The organism is Halomonas elongata DSM 2581, from assembly GCF_000196875.2.
GTDB lineage: Bacteria > Pseudomonadota > Gammaproteobacteria > Pseudomonadales > Halomonadaceae > Halomonas > Halomonas elongata.
On sequence record NC_014532.2, the window covers coordinates 3652803 to 3674403 of the forward strand.

The following is a 21601-nucleotide window of genomic DNA, read 5'->3' on the forward strand; positions in this document are numbered from 1 at the left end:
GATACGTCTCTCGCGTACCCGGCGTCGTCTGTCATCCAGACTCCTTGGGTGTTATATGGTCAAGCCTCACGGGCCATTAGTACCGGTCAGCTCAACGCCTTGCAGCGCTTCCACATCCGGCCTATCAACCAGCTCGTCTTGCTGGACCCTTCAGGAGGCTCGAGGCCTCGGGGAGATCTCATCTTGAAGGGGGCTTCCCGCTTAGATGCTTTCAGCGGTTATCCCGTCCGACCTTAGCTACCCGGCAATGCCACGGGCGTGACAACCGGTACACCAGAGGGTCGTCCACTCCGGTCCTCTCGTACTAGGAGCAGCACTTCTCAAATCTCCAACGCCCACGGCAGATAGGGACCGAACTGTCTCACGACGTTCTAAACCCAGCTCGCGTACCACTTTAAATGGCGAACAGCCATACCCTTGGGACCGACTTCAGCCCCAGGATGTGATGAGCCGACATCGAGGTGCCAAACACCGCCGTCGATGTGAACTCTTGGGCGGTATCAGCCTGTTATCCCCGGAGTACCTTTTATCCGTTGAGCGATGGCCCTTCCATACAGAACCACCGGATCACTAGAACCTACTTTCGTATCTGCTCGACGTGTCTGTCTCGCAGTTAAGCACCCTTATGCTCTTGCACTCATTGCACGATTTCCGACCGTGCTGAGGGTACCTTCGTGCTCCTCCGTTACGCTTTGGGAGGAGACCGCCCCAGTCAAACTACCCACCACACACGGTCCTCGATCCGGATAACGGACCAGAGTTAGAACGCCAATGATGCCAGGCTGGTATTTCAAGGTCGGCTCCACGGTAGCTAGCGCTACCGTTTCAAAGCCTCCCAGCTATCCTACACAAGCAACATCAGCGTCCAGTGTGAAGCTGTAGTAAAGGTTCACGGGGTCTTTCCGTCTAGCCGCGGGTACACCGCATCTTCACGGCGATTTCAATTTCACTGAGTCTCGGGTGGAGACAGCGTGGCCATCATTACGCCATTCGTGCAGGTCGGAACTTACCCGACAAGGAATTTCGCTACCTTAGGACCGTTATAGTTACGGCCGCCGTTTACCGGGGCTTCGATCAGGAGCTTCGCTTACGCTAACACCATCAATTAACCTTCCGGCACCGGGCAGGCGTCATACCCTATACGTCCGCTTACGCGTTTGCAGAGTACTGTGTTTTTAATAAACAGTTGCAGCCACCTGGTATCTTCGACCGCCTCGTGCTCCGGTCGCGAGGACCTTCACACTAACGCGGCGTGCCTTCTCCCGAAGTTACGGCACCATTTTGCCTAGTTCCTTCACCCGAGTTCTCTCAAGCGCCTTGGGATTCTCACCCTGACCACCTGTGTCGGTTTGGGGTACGGTCCCACTGTATCTGAAGCTTAGAGGCTTTTCCTGGAAGCGTGGCATCAATGACTTCCAGACCGTAGTCTGTTCGTCTCGTCTCTCGGCCTTGGGGAACCGGATTTGCCTGATTCCCCAGCCTACTGACTTTCACCAGGACAACCAACGCCTGGCTCACCTAGCCTTCTTCGTCCCCCCATCGCAATACAGTGAGGTACGGGAATATTGACCCGTTTCCCATCGACTACGCCTTTCGGCCTCGCCTTAGGGGCCGACTCACTCTGCTCCGATTAGCGTCGAACAGAAACCCTTGGTCTTCCGGCGGGGGAGTTTTTCACTCCCCTTATCGTTACTCATGTCAGCATTCGCACTCGTGATACCTCCAGCAAGCCTTTCGACTCACCTTCATCGGCGTACACGACGCTCCTCTACCGCTCATCCAGAGGATGAACCCGTAGCTTCGGTACCTGGTTTGAGCCCCGTTACATCTTCCGCGCAGGCCGACTCGACTAGTGAGCTATTACGCTTTCTTTAAAGGATGGCTGCTTCTAAGCCAACCTCCTAGCTGTCTAAGCCTTCCCACATCGTTTCCCACTTAACCAGGATTTCGGGACCTTAGCTGACGGTCTGGGTTGTTTCCCTTTTCACAACGGACGTTAGCACCCGCTGTGTGTCTCCCACGCTTGCACTCACCGGTATTCGGAGTTTGCCTCGGGTTGGTAAGCCGGGATGGCCCCCTAGCCGAAACAGTGCTCTACCCCCGGCGGTGATACGTGAGGCGCTACCTAAATAGCTTTCGAGGAGAACCAGCTATCTCCGGGCTTGATTAGCCTTTCACTCCGATCCACAAGTCATCCAAATCTTTTTCAACAGATCCTGGTTCGGTCCTCCAGTTGATGTTACTCAACCTTCAACCTGCTCATGGATAGATCGCCCGGTTTCGGGTCTATTTCCAGCGACTGGTCGCCCAGTTAAGACTCGATTTCTCTACGCCTCCCCTAATCGGTTAAGCTCGCCACTGAAAATAAGTCGCTGACCCATTATACAAAAGGTACGCGGTCACGGGACTAAGCCCGCTCCCACTGCTTGTACGCACACGGTTTCAGGATCTATTTCACTCCCCTCTCCGGGGTTCTTTTCGCCTTTCCCTCACGGTACTGGTTCACTATCGGTCAGCCAGGAGTATTTAGCCTTGGAGGATGGTCCCCCCGTCTTCAGTCAAGGTTTCACGTGCCCCGACCTACTCGATTTCACAGGATCAGATTTTCGGCTACGGGACTATCACCCTGTATCGTCGAGCTTCCCAGCTCGTTCGCCTAATCAGTCACCTGCTTAAGGGCTGGTCCCCGGTCGCTCGCCGCTACTGGGGGAATCTCGGTTGATTTCTGTTCCTCGGGGTACTGAGATGTTTCAGTTCCCCCGGTTCGCCTCGTTGACCTATGGATTCAGTCAACGATACCCATCTTACGATAGGTGGGTTTCCCCATTCGGAAATGCCCGGGTCGCAGGTTGTTTGCCACCTCGCCGAGCCTTATCGCAGGCTTCCACGTCCTTCATCGCCTCTGGCTGCCTAGGCATCCACCGTGTGCGCTTCATCGCTTGACCATATAACCCGAAGGAGTCTGGTCGCGATGACTCAACGACAATTGCCGGATACGCTTGAGACGTATCTCATATGTCCTTTCTTTCGAAAGGAACTGTCAGCAGGATTACATTGTTAAAGAGCGACTGTTCAAAGAACAGTCGGAAGTCAGCAGATATCTTGTCATCTACAAACTTGCGACTGGTCTTGTCACATCAACTGTTGGGGTGGTGGAGCCTACCGGGATCGAACCGGTGACCTCCTGCGTGCAAGGCAGGCGCTCTCCCAGCTGAGCTAAGGCCCCCTTCTTGCTGCTGCTTTTTCTCTCAGGCGGTGTTGAGCTCTTCCTTCACTCGGTCATTGGCCTCATGCCAACTCCCTCGCTCATTCATCGCTCGCCTTGCCTGATAGAAAAATCATTGCAATAAGATCAAGGCAATTTGAGTAAGACAAGGCGCTTTTCGCCGACGTGTAGCCTGCTACACGAGGTGGAAAGCAACGCTGAATTACACAAATTTGGTGGGTCTGGGCAGACTTGAACTGCCGACCTCACCCTTATCAGGGGTGCGCTCTAACCAACTGAGCTACAGACCCGGCTTTCAACCACTGGGTCCGCGACCCAAACAGTCTTTGCTCTGGCCGATCAGGTAATTCATTGTGAGCACTTGCCGAGTGCCGGCGACGTCGTCGATTAAGGAGGTGATCCAGCCGCAGGTTCCCCTACGGCTACCTTGTTACGACTTCACCCCAGTCATGAACCACACCGTGGTGATCGCCCTCCGAAGTTAGGCTAACCACTTCTGGTGCAGTCCACTCCCATGGTGTGACGGGCGGTGTGTACAAGGCCCGGGAACGTATTCACCGTGCCATTCTGATGCACGATTACTAGCGATTCCGACTTCACGGAGTCGAGTTGCAGACTCCGATCCGGACTGAGACCGGCTTTATGAGATTAGCTCCACGTCGCCGCTTTGCAACCCATTGTACCGGCCATTGTAGCACGTGTGTAGCCCTACCCGTAAGGGCCATGATGACTTGACGTCGTCCCCACCTTCCTCCGGTTTGTCACCGGCAGTCTCCCTAGAGTTCCCGACCGAATCGCTGGCAAATAGGGACAAGGGTTGCGCTCGTTACGGGACTTAACCCAACATTTCACAACACGAGCTGACGACAGCCATGCAGCACCTGTCTGTGCGCTCCCGAAGGCACCAATCCATCTCTGGAAAGTTCGCACGATGTCAAGGGTAGGTAAGGTTCTTCGCGTTGCATCGAATTAAACCACATGCTCCACCGCTTGTGCGGGCCCCCGTCAATTCATTTGAGTTTTAACCTTGCGGCCGTACTCCCCAGGCGGTCGACTTAGTGCGTTAACTGCGCCACAAAGGTCTCGAGGACCCCAACGGCTAGTCGACATCGTTTACGGCGTGGACTACCAGGGTATCTAATCCTGTTTGCTACCCACGCTTTCGTACCTCAGCGTCAGTGTCAGTCCAGAAGGCCGCCTTCGCCACTGGTATTCCTCCCGATCTCTACGCATTTCACCGCTACACCGGGAATTCTACCTTCCTCTCCTGCACTCTAGCCTAACAGTTCCGGATGCCGTTCCCAGGTTGAGCCCGGGGCTTTCACAACCGGCTTATCAAGCCGCCTACGCACGCTTTACGCCCAGTAATTCCGATTAACGCTCGCACCCTCCGTATTACCGCGGCTGCTGGCACGGAGTTAGCCGGTGCTTCTTCTGCGAGTGATGTCTCCCTTGCCGGGTATTAACCGACAAGCATTCTTCCTCGCTGAAAGTGCTTTACAACCCGAGGGCCTTCTTCACACACGCGGCATGGCTGGATCAGGGTTGCCCCCATTGTCCAATATTCCCCACTGCTGCCTCCCGTAGGAGTTCGGGCCGTGTCTCAGTCCCGATGTGGCTGATCATCCTCTCAGACCAGCTACGGATCGTCGCCTTGGTGAGCCGTTACCTCACCAACCAGCTAATCCGACATAAGCTCATCCGATAGCGCAAGGTCCGAAGAGCCCCTGCTTTCCCCCGTAGGGCGTATGCGGTATTAGCTTGAGTTTCCTCAAGTTATCCCCCACTACCGGGCAGATTCCTATGCATTACTCACCCGTCCGCCGCTCGACGCCTCCTAGCAAGCTAGGATCGTTTCCGCTCGACTTGCATGTGTTAGGCCTGCCGCCAGCGTTCAATCTGAGCCATGATCAAACTCTTCAGTTAAAAGTCTGATAGTTCCTTAGGCGGAACCAAACCTGGTTCAAGATTCAAACGTCTCGTTTGACGAGTCGCTTGTCTTGATTTTCGGTGACTGGTCACCGACATCCCGACAAGCGCCCACATGAATTACCTGATCGATTGTTAAAGAGCATCTCACGTTGCCGGCCCGTGGCGCAGCGCCTCGTGAGGAAGGCGTATTCTACCGATTCGGCGCCTGGCGTCAAGCTCGATCTTGCCGAGAGCGACACAAACCTCGTTGAGGCGACTCCGAACTGAACCCTCAGCGGGCTCGGTAGCGAGTGGCGAGCATTTTACCGAAATCGGCGTTCCTGTCAACCGGCGAATTCCAAAGCGATTCGAAAAACCCTAAGAAAAACAGGCGCTTCTGCCACCCTTCACCGCCTGCAACGTTGCCCGTCGCCGGCAGCGGATGCGTACTTTACGGATATCAGGCCGGCGATGCAAGCCCTTTGCGACAAGAACGTGAAGAAAAGATAGCAAGCCGATGACAGTTCATCCACAACCTCTCGCACCACAGACCGGCTGTGGACAACCTCACGCCCCGGCCGGCGACGAAAACGCCCGCTCGAGGCGGGCGTTTGTGGCCTTGTCGCACGGGGGGAGCGGGTGTCAGGTGAGCGTCACTCGCGCATAGCGTTTCTTGCCGGCCTGAATCACGTAACGCTTGCCGGTATCGAGCATATGATCGCGGGCGACCACCTCGCCGTCGACCTTCACCCGACCGTTGCCCAGCATGTCCTTGGCCTGGGCGCTGTTCTGCACCAGCCCGGCGCGATTGAGCACGGCGGCGATGGGCGCCCGGTCACTTCCCTCGAAGTCGACGTCCACTTCGGGCAGGTCCTCGGGCAACTCGCCGTCGGCCAGTTGATTACCGGCACTGCGGTGCGCATTGGCCGCCGCTTCTTCACCGTGATAGCGACCGATCAGCTCGCGCGCCAGCTCCATCTTGATATCCCGGGGATTCGCCCCCTGCTCCACAGAGTGCTTGAGCGCGTCGATCTCCTCATTGCTCTTCAGAGAAAGCAGGTCGAAATAACGCCACATCAGGCTATCGGGCATGGACACCAGTTTGTTGAACATGGCGCCCGGCGCTTCGTCGACCCCGACATAGTTGCCCAACGACTTGGACATCTTCTGGACGCCGTCCAGCCCCTCCAGCAGCGGCATGGTGATGACGACCTGAGACTCCTGATCGAAGTGCTTCTGTACCTCCCTGCCCATCAGCAGGTTGAACTTCTGGTCGGTACCGCCGAGTTCGATGTCGGCCTCCAGCGCCACGGAGTCATAGCCTTGCACGAGCGGATAGAGAAACTCGTGGATGGAAATCGACTGGCCGGCACGATAGCGCTTCTCGAAATCATCACGCTCGAGCATGCGTGCCACGGTGCTCTGGGCCGCCAGCTCGATCATGTCGGCGGCACTCATGGAGGAGAACCATTCGGCATTGAAGCGTACTTCGGTCTTGGCAGGATCGAGCACCTTGAAGACCTGTTCCTTGTAGGTCTCGGCGTTGGCTCTCACTTCCTCTTCCGTGAGCGGCTTGCGCGTCACGTTCTTGCCGGTGGGATCGCCGATGCGTCCGGTGAAATCGCCGATCAGGAAAATGACCTCATGACCGAGATCCTGAAACTGACGCATCTTGGTCAGCAGCACACTGTGCCCCAGGTGCAGGTCCGGCGCGGTGGGATCGAACCCCGCCTTGATGCGCAGGGTACGGCCGGAGGCCAGTTTCTTCTCCAGCTCTTCTTCCAGAAGAATCTCGTGGGTACCGCGCTTGAGCAAGGCTAGCGCGTCGGCAACATCGGTCATTCTCTCCTCTCCACTCGGCAAGACGGTCCTCCCGGGACCTTGATCGGCGACTGTACCGCGCCAATGCTATCATGCTCCGCAACGACGGTTGAGCCTATCCCGGGAGTCCTCATGAGCTTATTCATCGGCCTGATGTCCGGCACCAGTCTCGATGGCATCGACGCCGCCCTGGTCGACATTGCCCCCGACACACCACCACGACTCCTGGCGACCCACGGCGAACCGATCCCGCCAGACCAGAGAGACCTCCTGTGGCGCCTCTGCCACGCCGAGCGCATCAGCTTCGCCGAGCTGGCTCGTGCCGAGGCCGATTTCTCTCGACTACAGGCCGGGGCGGTCGGCACCTTGCTCGCCAAGCAGAACATCCCGGCTTCACGCATCGTCGCCATCGGCAGCCATGGCCAGACCATCGAACACGCGCCGGCAGGTCACGATGGCGGCCCCGCCTATACCTTGCAGCTGGACAACCCCAGCCTGCTGGCCGAGCTGACCGGCTGTCGCGTGGTCGCCGACTTCCGGCGCCGCGATCTCGCCGCAGGCGGTCAGGCCGCTCCCCTGGCTCCCGCCTTTCACCAGGCACTCTTCAGAGTCCCCGACGAATGGCGGGCCATCCTCAACCTCGGCGGTTTCGCCAATCTCACCCTGCTGCCGCCCGAAGGCGATGCTCGCTCGCCACTTGGCTTCGACACCGGCCCCGCCAATGCGCTGCTGGACGCCTGGCATGCCCGGCACCGTGACGGTCACTTCGACGAGAATGGCGCCTGGGCGGCCTCCGGGCGGGTCGACGAGGCCCTTCTCGAGCGACTCATGGACGAGCCGTTCTTTCACCAGCCTCCGCCGCGCAGCACCGGGCGCGAACTGTTCAATCTCGACTGGCTGGAGGCGCGACTGTCCGGAGGCGAGCGCCCGCAGGACGTACAAGCGACGCTGGCCGAACTCACGGCCACCAGCATCGCGATGGGCATCGAGATGGCCAGGGAGCGCCTCGAAGCCCCCTCGCCCGAGCGCCTGATCCCTTGCGGCGGCGGCGCCCACAATCCCGATTTGCTGGCCAGGCTGGCCAGGCGGTTGCCCGACACGCCGCTGGAAGACAGCGCCAGCCTCGGCTGGCCCGCCGACTGGCTCGAGGCGGGCGCCTTCGCCTGGCTGGCCTGGAGAAGACTCGTGCAATTGCCGGGCAACCTGCCCTCGGTCACCGGCGCCGCCGGGCCACGCATCCTGGGAGGCATCTACGCGCCTTGACCCCGGCGTCACCGCCTCAGGGGAGCGCGCGCCCGCGACTGCGCCTCGTCAGGCGCCACCACACCCTCGGCCACCAGCCGCGCCAGCGCCGTGTCCAGTGTCTGCATGCCCTGGGCGGCGCCGGTCTGCAGCACCGAATGGAGTTGCGCCACCTTGTCCTCGCGAATCAGGTTACGCACCGCCGGCGTGGCGACCATGACTTCATGAGCCGCCACGCGCCCGCCCCCACAGCGCTTCAACAGCACCTGCGAGACGACCGCCTGCAGGGATTCCGACAGCATCGCCCGCACCATGCCCTGTTCGGGGCCGGGGAAGGCATCGATGATGCGATCGATGGTCTTGGCCGCCGAGAGCGTATGCAGGGTTCCCAGTACCAGGTGCCCCGTCTCGGCGGCAGTCAGCGCCAGCCGCATGGTCTCCAGGTCGCGCATTTCACCGACCATGATGACATCGGGATCCTCGCGCAGCGCGCTGCGCAAGGCCGCCGCAAAGCTCCGGGTATCCCGCGACACCTCGCGCTGGCTGACCAGGCACCGCTTGCCGTGATGCACGAACTCCACCGGATCCTCGATGGTCAGGATGTGCTCGCGGCGCGTCTCGTTGATGGCATTGACCAGCGCCGCCAGGGTCGTGCTCTTGCCCGAACCAGTGGGCCCCGTCACCAGCACCAGTCCGCGTCGCAGTTCGGCCAGAGCCCCCAGGGTATCCGCCATGCCGAGCGCAGCCAGTCCAGGCACATCGCCGGGGATGGTGCGAAACACCGCGCCGATGCCCCGGCCATGCTGGAAGACGTTGCCCCGGAAACGCGCCACGCCGGGAAGCTCCAGGGCAACGTCGACTTCCAACTCGGACTCGAAGGTTGCCCAATGCGACTCACCGAGCAGTCTTCGAAGTTCTCTGCGCAAGGTCGGGTCATCGACGGGCGGCCCATCGAGCGCTTCCAGCTCGCCGTCGACGCGCATCATCGGTGCCATGCCTGCCGACAGATGCAGATCGGAGGCGCCCCGCTTTGCCGAGGCTGCCAGCAGTTCGGTAATATTCATGCGATTCCCTCGCTCCCTGTTACAGGGGTTCCTGTTGACATGACGGACCACACGAAATGACGGATCCGGCGCTTTCCGAGTCCTTGACCGCCGTACGCGAGCGCCTCGCGGCAGCATTGCATGCCGCGGGTCGCCCCGATGACGACGCTCGTCTGCTGGCGGTCAGCAAGACCAAGCCCGCCGCCATGATCCGCGAGGCCTGGCGGCTCGGGCAGCGCGAGTTCGGCGAAAACTATGTTCAGGAAGCCCTGGACAAGCAGGCCGAACTGGCGGACCTGGACGACATCGTCTGGCATTTCATCGGCCCGTTGCAGTCCAACAAGAGCCGCATCGTCGCCGAACATTTCGCCTGGATTCATAGCGTAGACCGCGAGCGCCTCGCGCGGCGTCTCGATGCTCAACGTCCGGCCTCGCTGGGCCCCTTGAACGTCTGCCTGCAGGTCAACATCAGCGACGAGGCCAGCAAGTCAGGCATCTCGCTCGCCGAGCTTCCGGCCCTGGCCGAGGCCGTACATGGCTTGCCGAATCTGCGGCTGCGTGGCCTGATGGCGATTCCGGCGCCCTGCGCCGATCCGGACGAGCAACGACGGCCCTTCATCCGGCTGCGTGAAGCCCTGGAGTCATTGCGCACACGACTCCCCGAGGCACCACTGGATACACTGTCGATGGGCATGAGCGACGACCTGGAGGCAGCAGTGATGGAAGGCGCCACTCTGGTGCGCCTGGGCACTGCCATCTTCGGCGCACGCCAGCGCCCCTGAAATTTCACGCCCGCCGGCACGCCGTCGGGCCATCATCGTCACTTACACAGGACACACCGCATGGCAAGCCAAGTCACCTTCATCGGCGCCGGCAACATGGCCGGCGCGATCATCGGCGGGATGATCGACAGCGGTTATCCTCGCGATGCCATTACCGCCACCTCGCCCGATGACAGCGTGCTCGCACCACTGCGCGAACGCCTGGGCATTCACACCGCAACCGACAACGCCAGCGCCGTGGCCCAGGCCGACGTGGTGGTCCTGGCGGTCAAGCCACAGATCATGCAGGACGTCTGCAGCGGCATGCGCGATGCCGTCCAGGCCCGCAAGCCGCTGATCATTTCGGTGGCAGCCGGCCTGCCCGCCGATACCCTCGAGCACTGGCTCGGCGGCGAGCTGCCGGTGGTACGCTGCATGCCCAACACGCCGTCGCTGGTCGGCGCCGGAGCCGCCGGCCTGTATGCCAACGCCCGGGTCACGGACGACCAGCAGCGCATCGCCGGTGAACTGCTCGAGGCCGTGGGGCTGGTCGAGTGGGTCGATGACGAAGCCCTGCTCGAGGCCGTGACCGCCGTCTCCGGCAGCGCCCCGGCCTATTTCTTCCTGATGTTCGAGGCCATGGAGCAAGCCGGTGCCGACCTCGGTCTGCCCGCCGACACGGCACGCCGACTCGCCATGCAGACCGCCTATGGCGCCGCCCGCATGGCCATGGACAGCGACAAGACACCAGGCGAGCTCAAGCGCAACGTGATGTCGCCAGGCGGCACCACCGAACGCGCCATCGAACACCTGGAAAACGCCGGCCTGCGCGACATCATGCAGGGCGCGATGCGTGCCTGCGCCGAGCGTGCGGGCGAAATGGCCGACGAACTCGGCAAGCGCTGAAACACCACGGACACGGAGGAGCCCTGATGGGCAGTCAATTGGGAAACGCCGGCCTGCTGCTGGTCAACACCCTCGTCAATATCTACCTGTTCCTGCTGATGCTGCGCTTTCTGCTGCAGGCATCCCGGGCCGACTACTACAACCCCATCAGCCAGTCGGTGGTCAAGATCACCCAACCGGCGGTGCGCCCCTTCCAGAGCTTCCTGGGGCCGGTGATGGGACGCTTCGATCTGGCCACCCTGGCCAGCGGCCTGGTCCTCAAGCTCATCGCCATCATCGTCATCCTGCAGATCGCCGGGTATGGCATGGCGCCGCTGAGCAGCCTGGCCATCGGCGCGGTGGCCGCGCTGGCCAATGCCATCCTCAAGATCTACTTCTTCGCACTGATCGCGATGATCATCCTCAGTTGGGTGGCGCCACGCGCCAGTCATCCCGGCGCACTGCTGATCATGCAACTGGTGGAACCGATCATGGCGCCGGTGCGCCGTGTCATCCCGCCGCTCGGCATGCTCGACCTGTCGCCCATCGTGGTGTTCATCGCCATCAACCTGATCGATGGTATCGTGGTCGGCTCGCTGACCCGGGCCGCTGGCGTCGTCGGTGTGCTGGTCGGCCTCTGAGATTCATACACAACACCATAACGACAGGACACGACACGCCTGATGACCGAGATGCCGCGCGAATCGGTCGGCCTGGTGACGCCGCGCACGGCGCACTTCGACGACCCCCTGGAGCTGGCCTGCGGCAAGACGCTGCCGGCCTATGATCTGGTCTACGAGACCTACGGCACGCTCAATGCCGAGCGCAGCAATGCCGTACTGATCTGTCACGCCCTGTCCGGGCACCATCACGCCGCCGGCTTCCATTCGCCGGAGGATCGCAAGCCCGGCTGGTGGGATGCCCACATCGGGCCAGGCAAGTCCATCGATACCGAGCGTTTCTTCGTGGTGTCGTTGAACAACCTCGGCGGCTGCCACGGCAGCACCGGCCCCACCAGCCTCAATCCGGAGACCGGCGAGCCCTGGGGGCCAGACTTCCCGATGATGACGGTGCTCGACTGGGTGCACAGCCAGGCGCGGCTGGCCGATCGCCTCGGCATCCAGCGCTTCGCCGCCATCATCGGCGGCAGCCTGGGCGGCATGCAGGTGCTGCAGTGGGCGCTGTCCTATCCCGATCGCATCGCCCATGCCGGCGTGATCGCGGCGACGCCCAAGCTGTCGGCGCAGAACATCGCCTTCAACGAGGTCGCCCGCCAGGCCATCCGCTCGGATCCCGACTTCTTCGACGGGCGCTATGCCGACCACGGCACCCTCCCCCGGCGCGGCCTCAAGCTGGCTCGCATGGTCGGCCACATCACCTACCTGTCGGAAGACGCCATGGGCAGCAAGTTCGGCCGCGACCTGCGCAGCGCCGATCTCAACTTCGGCTATGACGTGGAGTTTCAGGTGGAGTCCTACCTGCGTCACCAGGGCGATACCTTCTCGTCATCCTTCGACGCCCATACCTACCTGCTGATGACCAAGGCCCTGGACTACTTCGATCCCGCCGCCGACCATGACGGCGACCTCTCGGCGGCCGTGGCCCCCGCCACCTGCCCCTTTCTGGTGGTCAGCTTCTCCAGCGACTGGCGCTTCCCTCCCTCGCGCTCCAGGGAGCTGGTCAACGCCCTGATCCGGGCCGGCAAGTCGGTCAGCTACGCCAACATCGACTCGCCGCATGGCCACGACGCCTTCCTGTTGCCCGAACCTCGCTACCAGGCGATATTCACCGCCTTCATGGAGCGCGTGGCACACGACCAGGGCCTGGAGGACCGCTCATGATGCGCACCGACCTGAAGCTGATCTACGACTGGGTCCCGCAAGACGCCCGCCTGCTCGACCTGGGCTGTGGCGACGGGACCCTGCTCGCCGCGCTGGCCCGCGACAAGAACGTCACCGGCTACGGCCTGGAGATCGACCCCGAGGGCATCACCCGCTGTCTGGCACGCGGCGTCAACGTCATCGAGCAGAACCTCGACGACGGGCTGGCCAACTTCGAGGACGATGCCTGCGACCTGGTGGTGATGACCCAGGCCCTGCAGGCCCTGCGCCGCCCCGATCGGATGCTCGACGAGATGCTGCGCGTCGCCGAGGAATGCATCATCACCTTCCCCAACTTCGCCTACTGGCGCCACCGCGTGCATCTCGGCTTGCGCGGCTACATGCCGGTATCGAAATCCCTGCCTCATGCCTGGTACGACACGCCCAACATCCACCTGTCGACCTTCAACGACTTCGAGCACCTGTGCCGCCAGAAGGACCTGGTGATCGTCGACCGGGCGGTGGGCGCCGGCGATTATCGCGACCACTGGGCCTCGCGGCTGTGGCCCAACCTGCTCGGCGAGATCGCCATCTTCCGAGTCACCCGTCGCAGCAACACACGCCAGGGTGTAAAGCCCTTCGGATGAGCCGCCTCACCCGAGCCGCACCGGCAGCGCCTCCCCCAGTCGAATGGCCAGGGGGCGCTGGTCATCACTGCGCTCGACGTCGATTCCCCGCGCCATGATCTCGACGCCCTGCCCGGCCACCCGGTGCAGGGTCTCGGCATAGGCCGGATCCAGATGCGCGGCCGGCGCCACATCGGCGATGGCCTCGTGGGCCACGAAAAACAGCAAAACGGCACGCTGCCCCTCGGCCGCCAGAGTCGCCAGCGTTTCCAGATGCTTGCGCCCACGCTCGCTGACCGCATCGGGAAAATAACCGTGGCCGTCCGTCTCGCGCAGGGTGACCTGCTTGACCTCGACATAGGTATCGCGCCCGTCCTCTCCCGGGCGGTGGAAATCCAGGCGCGCCCCCTCGACCCGCGCCTCGCGACGCCACTTGCCGACACCGGACAACTCATCCACGACCTCTGCCCGCAACGCCTCCTCGACGATGCGATTGGCGCGCCCCGTATGCACCGAGGCCAGCGCCAGGCCGCCATCCGGCTGAGGCAACTCGATCAGCTCCCAGGTCCAGGCCAGCTTGCGTTCGGGCTTGTCGCTCGGCGCCAGCCAGACCCGACAGCCGGGTACGTTGACCGCGCGCATCGAACCGGTATTCGGGCAATGGGCGACCACTTCACGCCCATCGTCGAGACGCACATCGGCCAGAAAGCGCTTGTAGCGCCGCAGCAGGGTGCCGGCCGCCAACTCGGGGTATCGCATCAGGCCCGTCCCCGCTGGCGCGTCAGAAAACGCCCGAGACGCCCGACAGCCTCCTCCAGCCGACCGACATCGGTCGTGAAGGCAATGCGCACATGATGCTCGCCACCCTGCAGGGCGAAGTCGGTCCCCGGCGTGATGGCGACGTTTTCCTCCTCGAGAAAACGCAGGCAGAACGTCTCGCTGTCGTCGCTGTAGCGCGAGATGTCCAGCCACAGGTAGAAGGCGCCCTGAGGCGGCAGCGACGGCGCCAGCCCCAGCGAGGCCAGGCCATCGAGCAGGGCGTCGCGGCGGCGCTGCAGCTCGACGCGACGCTGTTCGAGCAGATCCAGGCAATCGGGCCGGAAGGCCGCCAGGGCGGCGTGCTGTGCCGGCGTCGAGGCGGCCAGGAAGACATTCTGCGCCAGCCGGGAGAGCGGCTCGACCGCCGCCTCGGGGGCAACCAGCCAGCCCAGGCGCCAGCCGGTCATGCCGAAATACTTGGAGAAGCTGTTGACCACGAAGGACTCCGGCGCCACCGCGGTCGCCGACAGGGGCGCCAGGTCATAGGTCAGCCCCTGATAGATCTCATCGACCAGCAAATGCCCGCCGCGCTCGGCTACTGCGCTCGCCACCCGGCCCAACTGCCCGGCATCGAGCATGTGGCCGGTGGGGTTCGAGGGAGATGCCAGCATGGCCAGGCGGGTGCTCTCCCGCCAATGCCTTGCCACCAGCTCAGCATCCAGTTGCCAGCCGCTCTGCCCATCGACCGGTACGGCGTCGATCTCGGCACCGGCCAGCGCCATGAAGTGGCGATTGCACGGATAGGTGGGATCGGCCATCAGTACGCGATCGCCGGGCTCCACCAGCAACTGACTGGCCAGCAGCAGCGCACCGGAGGCCCCGGGCGTGACCAGGATACGCTCGGGCGCCACCTCGGCGCCGAAGCGCTCGGCGTAGTGCTCCGCGATGGCCTCGCGCAATGCCGGCAGGCCAGCGGCCGGCGTATAGCGAGTATGGCCTGCGCTCAGGGCCTGCTGCCCCGCCTCGAGGACCGGCCTCGGCGTCGGGAAATCCGGTTCGCCGATCTCCAGGTGGATGACATCGTGTCCGGCCGCCTCGCGGGCCTGGGCGGCTTCCAGCAGATTCATCACGCGGAAGGGGGCAACGCCCTCCAGACGCGAGCTCCAGGACATGGCTGTCTCCTCTGCACGTGAACGGCCACTCCTTGCCCGTGAGCGCCGCCGGCGGGCATCTTTCACGCTCGCCATGGTCAAAAATGGCATGTTACGACTTTTGGCACGCCGACGCAGTCTCACGGCTCCCCGTGGAACATGGGTCTTGCAAAGTCGCCATTTTTTCGCTAAACAAGCATCCCTTTGGCGTGAGATACCTTAGCACCGCGGCGGGTATTGATCAGCAGTCACTAAAGTAGCGAGGCAGTCCCATGCCAGTAGCCGAACAGAAGATGGAAGCGCCCAAGAAATTCACCCCGTACGAGCCGGCGCCGGGTGAAGAGTACATGAACGAGAAGCAGCTCGAGCACTTCCGGCAGATCCTGCTGGGCTGGAAGCAGGAGCTGATGGAAGAGGTCGACCGCACGGTTCGCCACCTGCAGGAAGAGGCGAACAATTACGCCGACCCGGCCGACCGCGCCACTCAGGAAGAGGGCTTCAGCCTCGAACTGCGCACCCGCGATCGTGAGCGCAAGCTGCTGAAGAAGATCAACGAGACCATCGAGAAGATCGACGAGGACGACTACGGCTTCTGCGAGGCCTGCGGCGTCGAGATCGGCATTCGCCGCCTCGAGGCGCGCCCCACCGCCACGCTGTGCGTCGATTGCAAGACCCTCGCCGAACTCAAGGAAAAGCAGCTCGGCGGCTGAGGCGGCGCTGTCATCGACTTTCCGCGTCGGGCCCGCACGGCCCGGCGCCCCGTCACCCGGGAGGCGCTGACGACAGCCGGGCCCAGGCACCGCTGAGTCGGCAGCACTTCCCAGATCCGCCCCGGAGCCGTCCATGAGCGTCTATCGTGGCCGCTTCGCCCCCACACCCTCGGGCCCCTTGCACTTCGGCTCGCTGATCGCGGCGCTGGCCAGCTATCTCGATGCCCGCCATCAACAAGGCCACTGGCTGCTGCGTATCGAGGACATCGACCCGCCGCGCTGTCCGGCCGGCGCGGCAGACACCATCCTGCGCCAGCTCGAGGCCTTCGGCCTGCACTGGGATGGCCCGGTCCACTGGCAACACGACCGCGACGGCGCCTATCAGGCGGCACTCGCCAGGCTCGAGGCCCAGGGCCTGGCCTACCCCTGCAGCTGCTCACGCAAGCAATGGCGGGATCATCCCATCTACCCCGGTTGGTGCCGGACAGGTCCTCGCGAGCCGGACAAGCCCCTGGCCTGGCGCCTGCGCAGCGACCTCGGCCCGCGCCCGATCGTCTGGCAGGATCGACTGTTCGGCCTGCAACGCTTCGATCCCGCCGCCCTCGGCGATGTCGTCCTCAAGCGCAAGGACGATCTCTGGGCCTATCAGCTCGCCGTGGTGGTGGACGATGGCGCCCAGGGCATCACCGATGTCGTTCGCGGCTTCGACCTGCTGGACAACACGCCCTGGCAGCGCCAGCTCCAGCACGCCCTGGCACTGCCGGAACCTCGTTACCTGCACCTGCCATTGATCCTCGCTGACAATGGGCAGAAGCTGTCGAAACAGAACCTGGCGCCGGCCCTGCCGGAACAGGCGGAGGCCGCGCGCCCCCTGCTGCATCGCGCCCTGGTCGCCCTCGATCAGGCGCCACCCGCGGCGCTGGCCACCGAACCGGCGAGCGCGCAACTCGACTGGGCCATCGCGCACTGGTCACCGCAACGCCTGCAGGCAACCGCCGAAAAACGCGAACCGCACGCCGCTCAACGCTGAGGAGGCTCATGTACGTCTATCGCATCATGTTGTTCCTGGTCTTCGGCGGTTATCTGTTCTCGCCGCTGCTGATGAGCGGCTGGGCCAATCCCGGCGCCGCCTGGTACCGCCCCTTTCTCATCTGGGGCGGACTGATCGCCCTGACCCTGTGGCTGGAACAGAAGCGCAAGCTCGATGAACAGCGCTAGGAAGGCATTCGCACCATGAGCCTCAACCTCCCCGGCCTGCTGGCACTCGGCATCGGCTATCTGTCCCTGCTGTTTCTCGGCGCGCTGGCCGTCGATCGCGGCTGGCTGCCGAGCCGACTGGTACGCCACCCGGTCGTCTACACCCTGGCACTCGGCGTCTATGCCAGCGCCTGGGCGGTCTACGGCAGCCTCGAGTTCGCCAGCCACTACGGCTTCGGGTATCTGGCCTACTACCTGGGCGCCGCCGGCGCCTTCCTGCTGGCACCGGTACTGCTGGTGCCGATCCAGCGCATGACCCGCACCCACCAGCTCTCCTCGCTGGCCGACCTGTTCGCCTTTCGCTTTCGCTCGCGCTGGGTCGGCACCCTGCTGACCCTGGTCAGCCTGCTGGCCGTGCTGCCCTTGCTGGCCCTGCAGATCCAGACCATGGGCCATGCCATCCATCGCCTCAGCGGTGTCGGCTCGCCCTCCCTGCTGGCCCTGGGCTTCAGCCTGTTGATCGCCTTGTTCGCCATGCTGTTCGGCGCTCGCCACACGCACCTCAACACCCGGCACGACAGCCTGCTGGCAGCGATCGCCCTGGAGTCGCTGGTCAAGCTGGTCGCCATGCTGGCCCTCGGTGCCGTGGCCCTCTTCGGCGTCTTCGACGGCCCCGCCGATCTCCAGACCTGGCTCGACGGTGCCGGACACGTCGACCAGACCCGCATCGCCCAGCTCGATCCGGCCCAGTGGCGCACGCTGTTGCTGCTGTTCTTTTCGGCGGCCTTTCTGATGCCGCAGATGTTCCACATCACCTTCGCCGAGACCCTCGACCGACGTACCCTGCTCCAGGCCAGCTGGGCACTGCCGCTGTTCCTGTTGTTGATGGCCCTGCCGATACCGCTGATCCTGTGGGCCACGCAGCGCCTGGGGGTCGACGAGGTAGGTGCCGGCGCCGCCTATCTGGCCTTCGGCCTGTCCTCGTCGTGGTGGGTCGGCGGCCTGGCCTTCATCGCCGGCCTGGCCGCGGCGAGCGGTACCATGGTCATCATCTCGCTGGCCCTGTCGGGGATGATCCTCAATCACTTCGTACTGGTGGCGCATCCACCGATCGCCCAACCCGACCTCTATCGCTGGCTACGCTGGCTGCGCCGCGGCCTGATCGCCGCGGTGATCGTCGGAGGCTGGCTGTTCTATCGCCTGGTCGGCGTGCACCACGATCTCTCCACCCTGGGCCTGGCCTCCTTCGTCGGCATGGCCCAGTGCCTGCCGGGCATGCTGGCCCTGCTGTACTGGCCGGGCGCCAACCGCAAGGGCATGGTTTCCGGTCTCGTGGTCGGCCTGGCGATCTGGCTGGCCGGCTTGTGGGTGCCGCTGCTCACCGAGCATCCTCCGATGGTGTTCCTGCCGCCGGGACTGGATGTCCTGGCCGGCGAGCCCGCCTGGTACAGCGTCACCCTGGTCTCGCTGGCGGCGAATATCCTGACCTTCATCCTCGTCTCCCTGGCCACCCGGACCTCGGCCGGGGAGCGTGCGGCGGCCGAGGCCTGCTCCGTGGACGCCGTGGTACGGCCCATGCGGCTGCCCCTGGTCGCGGCCAATGGCGCCGAATTCAAGCGCCACCTGGCCCGCGTACTGGGCGAGGACGTGGCCCAGCGCGAGGTCGAGCGTGCCCTGACCGCGCTGCGACTGTCGCCCCTCGACGGGCGCCCCTATGCCCTGCGGCGCCTGCGCGACCACATCCAGGCCAACCTCTCCGGCCTGATGGGCCCCTCGGTGGCCCAGGACATCGTCGATCGTTGCCTGCCCTATCGGCACAACGGCCCCAGCGCCACCGAGGACATCCACTTCGTCGAGAGTCGACTGGAGGCCTATCGCTCGCGGCTCACCGGCCTGGCGCGCGAGCTCGACGGCCTGCGACGCTACCATCGCCGCACCCTGACCCGCTTGCCCGTCGGCCTGTGCGCCTTCGGCGAGGATGGCGAGCTGCTGATGTGGAACGACGCCTTGGCCGAGCTTTCCGGCATCGAGGGAGACTCGGTGATCGGCGCCCACCGCGACACCCTGCCCGCTCCCTGGAACGACCTGCTCGGCCAGATTCTCGCCGCACCGCAGGGCCGCCTCTACAAGCAGCCGGTCAGCCTGTCGCGGGGCGAGCGTTATCTGACCCTGCACCGCGCCGGCCTGCAGGGCGAGCAAGGGGAAGACGGCGGCTATGTCATCCTGGTGGAGGATCACAGCGAGATGAAGTGGCTGGAAGACGAACTGGTCCACGCCGCCCGCCTTGCCTCCATCGGCCAGTTGGCCACCGGTGTCGCCCACGAGATCGGCAATCCCATCACCGGCATTTCCTCGCTGGCCCAGAACCTGCGTTACGACACCGACGATCCTGCCCTGCTCGAGACGGCCGACCAGATCCAGGCGTTGACCGACCGCGTCTCGAAGATCGTCGGCTCGCTGGTCGGCTTCGCCCATGGCGGCCGACACGTCACCGGCGCGGACTTCGCTCCCACCAGCATGGCCGAGGTCACCGACGAGGCCCTGCACTTGATCCGGCTCGCCCGCTCGGGGGAGGATGTCCGATACGAGAACCGCTGCCCGACCGACCAGGCGGTCATCGGGGACGCGCAGCGCCTGCAGCAGGTGATGATCAACCTGCTGGGCAATGCCCGGGACGCCAGCGAGCCAGGAGATCGCGTCATCGTCGAGGCCATGCCGGAAGATCGACGCCTGCACCTGACCATCACCGACGAAGGCCACGGCATCGCCCCGCAGATGCGCGACCACCTGTTCGAGCCCTTCACCACCACCAAACCGGCGGGGGAAGGTACGGGTCTGGGCCTGCCGCTGGTCTACAGCATCGTCGCCGAGCATGATGGCCAGATCGAGATAGAGTCCCCGCCCGCCGGCCAGGCCAGCGGTACGCGCATCCATCTGTGGCTACCCCTCGACCCACAGAATGGCGAACCACAGAATGGCGAAAGCACCCATGAGCCGGATACTGATCGTTGAAGACGAAGCCATCATCCGCGGCGCCCTGAGGCGCCTGCTGGAACGTCACGACCATGAGGTCAGCGAAGCCGGCTGCGTGGCCGAGGCCCGCGAGCTCGATCCGCAGAGCTTCGACCTGGTGATCAGCGACCTGCGCCTGCCCGGCGAGCCCGGCACCGATCTCATCACTCTCGCCGCCCCGGTGCCGGTACTGATCATGACCAGCTACGCCAGCATGCGCTCGGCGGTGGAAGCGCTCAAGCTCGGCGCGGTCGACTACGTCGCCAAGCCCTTCGATCACGACGAATTGCTCGAGACCGTCTCTCGCGTGCTGCATCAGCAGGCCACCCGACAGGCCAAGCCGCCCGCTGTCACCGATGAGGGCGGCCAGCGGCAGACGATGATCGGCAACTGCCCGGCCATGCAGGTCGTCTACTCGCGCATCCGCAAGACCGCGCCTGCCGATGTCACCGTGCTGATTCAGGGGGAATCCGGCACCGGCAAGGAGCTGGTCGCCCGCGCCCTTCACCAGCAGAGCAAGCGCGCGGCCGCACCGCTGATCTGCGTCAACTGCGCGGCCATTCCCGAGACGCTGATCGAATCCGAACTGTTCGGCCACGAGAAGGGCGCCTTCACCGGCGCCAATGCCGCGCGCACCGGCTTGGTGGAAGCTGCCGACCGCGGCACCCTGTTTCTCGACGAGATCGGCGAATTGCCACCCGACGCCCAGGCCCGCTTGCTGCGCGTCCTGCAGGAAGGCGAGATCCGCAAGATCGGCTCGGTGGAGACGCGCCACGTGGACGTGCGCCTGATCGCCGCCACCCACCGGGACTTGCACTCGCTGTCGAAGACCGGCGAATTCCGTCTCGACCTGTATTACCGCCTCAACGTGATGCAGATCGACCTCCCGCCGCTGCGTGACCGCGAGGACGACATCCTGGAAATCGCCGATGCGCTGCTCGCCAAGGCCTGCCGACGCCATGACCGCGAAGGTCTGCGCCTCTCCCGAGCCGCCCGACGCGTCATTCGCGACGCCCCCTGGCCCGGCAACGTCCGCGAACTGGAAAACGCCCTGGAGCGCGGCGTCATCCTCGCCGAAAGCCATCTCATCCATCCCGACGACCTGGGGCTCGCCGCGCCACCACGCCAGTCTGCCGCCCCCGAAACCAGGGTGATGTCCCTCGACGAGTCACCGGAAGGCGACGACGACGCCGACACCGATGACCTTTCCCTGGAAGACTATTTCCAGCACTTCGTACTGGAACATCAGGACCAGATGAGCGAGACCGAGTTGGCCCAGAAACTGGGCATCAGCCGCAAATGCCTGTGGGAACGCCGCCAGCGCCTGGGCATTCCCCGCAAGAAGGGCCCCCGCCGCAGCGCCGGCTGATCCACACCGCACCATCCCGCTTCGCACCACCTCGACTAAAGTGCAACGCCTTGCCTCGCCGGGTCGAG

General features: G+C 63.8%; 15 protein-coding genes, 2 tRNA genes and 2 rRNA genes. 11 read left to right on the plus strand and 8 right to left on the minus strand.

What is annotated here, in order from left to right:
* Nucleotides 1-55: 55 nt before the first annotated feature.
* From HELO_RS17065 to tyrS, 5 genes are all read right to left on the minus strand, one after another.
* Nucleotides 56-2945: ribosomal RNA gene (locus HELO_RS17065) — 23S ribosomal RNA — on the minus strand.
* A 205-nt stretch (nucleotides 2946-3150) separates the two neighbouring features.
* Nucleotides 3151-3226: transfer RNA gene (locus HELO_RS17070), tRNA-Ala, on the minus strand.
* A gap of 213 nt (nucleotides 3227-3439) precedes the next feature.
* A tRNA-Ile gene (locus HELO_RS17075) sits at nucleotides 3440-3516 on the minus strand.
* Nucleotides 3517-3614: 98 nt separating this feature from the next.
* A 16S ribosomal RNA gene (locus tag HELO_RS17080) occupies nucleotides 3615-5152 on the minus strand.
* Together the 16S and 23S rRNA genes with 2 tRNA genes alongside form the textbook arrangement of a ribosomal RNA operon.
* A gap of 627 nt (nucleotides 5153-5779) precedes the next feature.
* Nucleotides 5780-6979 carry a tyrosine--tRNA ligase gene (gene tyrS, locus HELO_RS17085; protein ID WP_013333865.1) on the minus strand — a complete coding sequence of 400 codons (1200 nt, stop codon included), beginning with the start codon at nucleotides 6977-6979 and terminating at the stop codon, nucleotides 5780-5782.
* Between the two features lie 111 nt (nucleotides 6980-7090).
* Here tyrS and HELO_RS17090 point away from each other — a divergent pair, with 111 nt between their 5' ends.
* Nucleotides 7091-8221, plus strand: coding sequence for an anhydro-N-acetylmuramic acid kinase (locus HELO_RS17090; RefSeq protein ID WP_013333866.1), 1131 nt, complete (start codon nucleotides 7091-7093; stop codon nucleotides 8219-8221).
* A gap of 8 nt (nucleotides 8222-8229) precedes the next feature.
* Here the strand turns inward: HELO_RS17090 and HELO_RS17095 are convergent, their stop codons facing one another.
* Complete coding sequence (locus HELO_RS17095) at nucleotides 8230-9264, minus strand: type IV pilus twitching motility protein PilT (protein ID WP_013333867.1); 1035 nt, start codon at nucleotides 9262-9264, stop codon at nucleotides 8230-8232.
* A gap of 56 nt (nucleotides 9265-9320) precedes the next feature.
* On the opposite strand from HELO_RS17095, the gene HELO_RS17100 reads away from it, so the two are divergent.
* From HELO_RS17100 to metW, 5 genes are read left to right on the plus strand one after another with little or no spacing between them, the layout of a single operon-like run.
* Nucleotides 9321-10025 carry a YggS family pyridoxal phosphate-dependent enzyme gene (locus tag HELO_RS17100; protein WP_013333868.1) on the plus strand — a complete coding sequence of 235 codons (705 nt, stop codon included), beginning with the start codon at nucleotides 9321-9323 and terminating at the stop codon, nucleotides 10023-10025.
* A 60-nt stretch (nucleotides 10026-10085) separates the two neighbouring features.
* Nucleotides 10086-10910, plus strand: coding sequence for a pyrroline-5-carboxylate reductase (gene proC, locus HELO_RS17105; RefSeq protein ID WP_013333869.1), 825 nt, complete (start codon nucleotides 10086-10088; stop codon nucleotides 10908-10910).
* 26 nt (nucleotides 10911-10936) lie between these two features.
* Nucleotides 10937-11530 carry a YggT family protein gene (locus HELO_RS17110; protein WP_013333870.1) on the plus strand — a complete coding sequence of 198 codons (594 nt, stop codon included), beginning with the start codon at nucleotides 10937-10939 and terminating at the stop codon, nucleotides 11528-11530.
* Between the two features lie 42 nt (nucleotides 11531-11572).
* Complete coding sequence (gene metX, locus HELO_RS17115) at nucleotides 11573-12730, plus strand: homoserine O-succinyltransferase MetX (protein ID WP_013333871.1); 1158 nt, start codon at nucleotides 11573-11575, stop codon at nucleotides 12728-12730.
* Nucleotides 12730-13356: a methionine biosynthesis protein MetW gene (gene metW, locus HELO_RS17120; protein WP_041602709.1), complete on the plus strand. Its 627-nt coding sequence runs from the start codon at nucleotides 12730-12732 to the stop codon at nucleotides 13354-13356. The genes metX and metW overlap by 1 nt, the downstream gene beginning before the upstream one ends.
* A 6-nt stretch (nucleotides 13357-13362) precedes the next feature.
* Here metW and sfsA read toward each other — a convergent pair whose 3' ends face one another.
* A complete protein-coding gene (sfsA, locus tag HELO_RS17125) occupies nucleotides 13363-14094 on the minus strand; it encodes a DNA/RNA nuclease SfsA (protein ID WP_013333873.1) in 732 nt (243 codons plus the stop codon).
* Entirely contained in the window at nucleotides 14094-15266 is a 1173-nt protein-coding gene (locus HELO_RS17130; RefSeq protein ID WP_013333874.1) for a pyridoxal phosphate-dependent aminotransferase, read from the minus strand. Before HELO_RS17130 ends, sfsA begins: the two co-directional genes overlap by 1 nt.
* A 251-nt stretch (nucleotides 15267-15517) precedes the next feature.
* Between HELO_RS17130 and dksA the strand changes: the two genes are divergently transcribed.
* From dksA to HELO_RS17155, 5 genes are all read left to right on the plus strand, one after another.
* Complete coding sequence (gene dksA / locus HELO_RS17135) at nucleotides 15518-15955, plus strand: RNA polymerase-binding protein DksA (RefSeq protein ID WP_013333875.1); 438 nt, start codon at nucleotides 15518-15520, stop codon at nucleotides 15953-15955.
* 133 nt (nucleotides 15956-16088) lie between these two features.
* Complete coding sequence (gene gluQRS / locus HELO_RS17140) at nucleotides 16089-16985, plus strand: tRNA glutamyl-Q(34) synthetase GluQRS (protein ID WP_013333876.1); 897 nt, start codon at nucleotides 16089-16091, stop codon at nucleotides 16983-16985.
* Between the two features lie 8 nt (nucleotides 16986-16993).
* On the plus strand, nucleotides 16994-17173 hold the full coding sequence (locus HELO_RS17145; protein ID WP_013333877.1) for a hypothetical protein: 180 nt from the start codon (nucleotides 16994-16996) through the stop codon (nucleotides 17171-17173).
* A gap of 15 nt (nucleotides 17174-17188) precedes the next feature.
* Entirely contained in the window at nucleotides 17189-20164 is a 2976-nt protein-coding gene (locus tag HELO_RS17150) for an ATP-binding protein (RefSeq protein ID WP_013333878.1), read from the plus strand.
* Nucleotides 20142-21533: a sigma-54-dependent transcriptional regulator gene (locus HELO_RS17155; protein ID WP_041602237.1), complete on the plus strand. Its 1392-nt coding sequence runs from the start codon at nucleotides 20142-20144 to the stop codon at nucleotides 21531-21533. Before HELO_RS17150 ends, HELO_RS17155 begins: the two co-directional genes overlap by 23 nt.
* Nucleotides 21534-21601 lie beyond the last annotated feature (68 nt).

Bases quoted from the DNA above. Each gene is read 5' to 3' on its own strand.
- tyrS (WP_013333865.1), bottom strand. From the start codon at position 6,979: ATGACCGATGTTGCCGACGCGCTAGCCTTGCTCAAGCGCGGTACCCAC.
- HELO_RS17090 (WP_013333866.1), top strand. From the start codon at position 7,091: ATGAGCTTATTCATCGGCCTGATGTCCGGCACCAGTCTCGATGGCATC.
- HELO_RS17095 (WP_013333867.1), bottom strand. From the start codon at position 9,264: ATGAATATTACCGAACTGCTGGCAGCCTCGGCAAAGCGGGGCGCCTCC.
- HELO_RS17100 (WP_013333868.1), top strand. From the start codon at position 9,321: ATGACGGATCCGGCGCTTTCCGAGTCCTTGACCGCCGTACGCGAGCGC.
- proC (WP_013333869.1), top strand. From the start codon at position 10,086: ATGGCAAGCCAAGTCACCTTCATCGGCGCCGGCAACATGGCCGGCGCG.
- HELO_RS17110 (WP_013333870.1), top strand. From the start codon at position 10,937: ATGGGCAGTCAATTGGGAAACGCCGGCCTGCTGCTGGTCAACACCCTC.
- metX (WP_013333871.1), top strand. From the start codon at position 11,573: ATGACCGAGATGCCGCGCGAATCGGTCGGCCTGGTGACGCCGCGCACG.
- metW (WP_041602709.1), top strand. From the start codon at position 12,730: ATGCGCACCGACCTGAAGCTGATCTACGACTGGGTCCCGCAAGACGCC.
- sfsA (WP_013333873.1), bottom strand. From the start codon at position 14,094: ATGCGATACCCCGAGTTGGCGGCCGGCACCCTGCTGCGGCGCTACAAG.
- HELO_RS17130 (WP_013333874.1), bottom strand. From the start codon at position 15,266: ATGTCCTGGAGCTCGCGTCTGGAGGGCGTTGCCCCCTTCCGCGTGATG.
- dksA (WP_013333875.1), top strand. From the start codon at position 15,518: ATGCCAGTAGCCGAACAGAAGATGGAAGCGCCCAAGAAATTCACCCCG.
- gluQRS (WP_013333876.1), top strand. From the start codon at position 16,089: ATGAGCGTCTATCGTGGCCGCTTCGCCCCCACACCCTCGGGCCCCTTG.
- HELO_RS17145 (WP_013333877.1), top strand. From the start codon at position 16,994: ATGTACGTCTATCGCATCATGTTGTTCCTGGTCTTCGGCGGTTATCTG.
- HELO_RS17150 (WP_013333878.1), top strand. From the start codon at position 17,189: ATGAGCCTCAACCTCCCCGGCCTGCTGGCACTCGGCATCGGCTATCTG.
- HELO_RS17155 (WP_041602237.1), top strand. From the start codon at position 20,142: ATGAGCCGGATACTGATCGTTGAAGACGAAGCCATCATCCGCGGCGCC.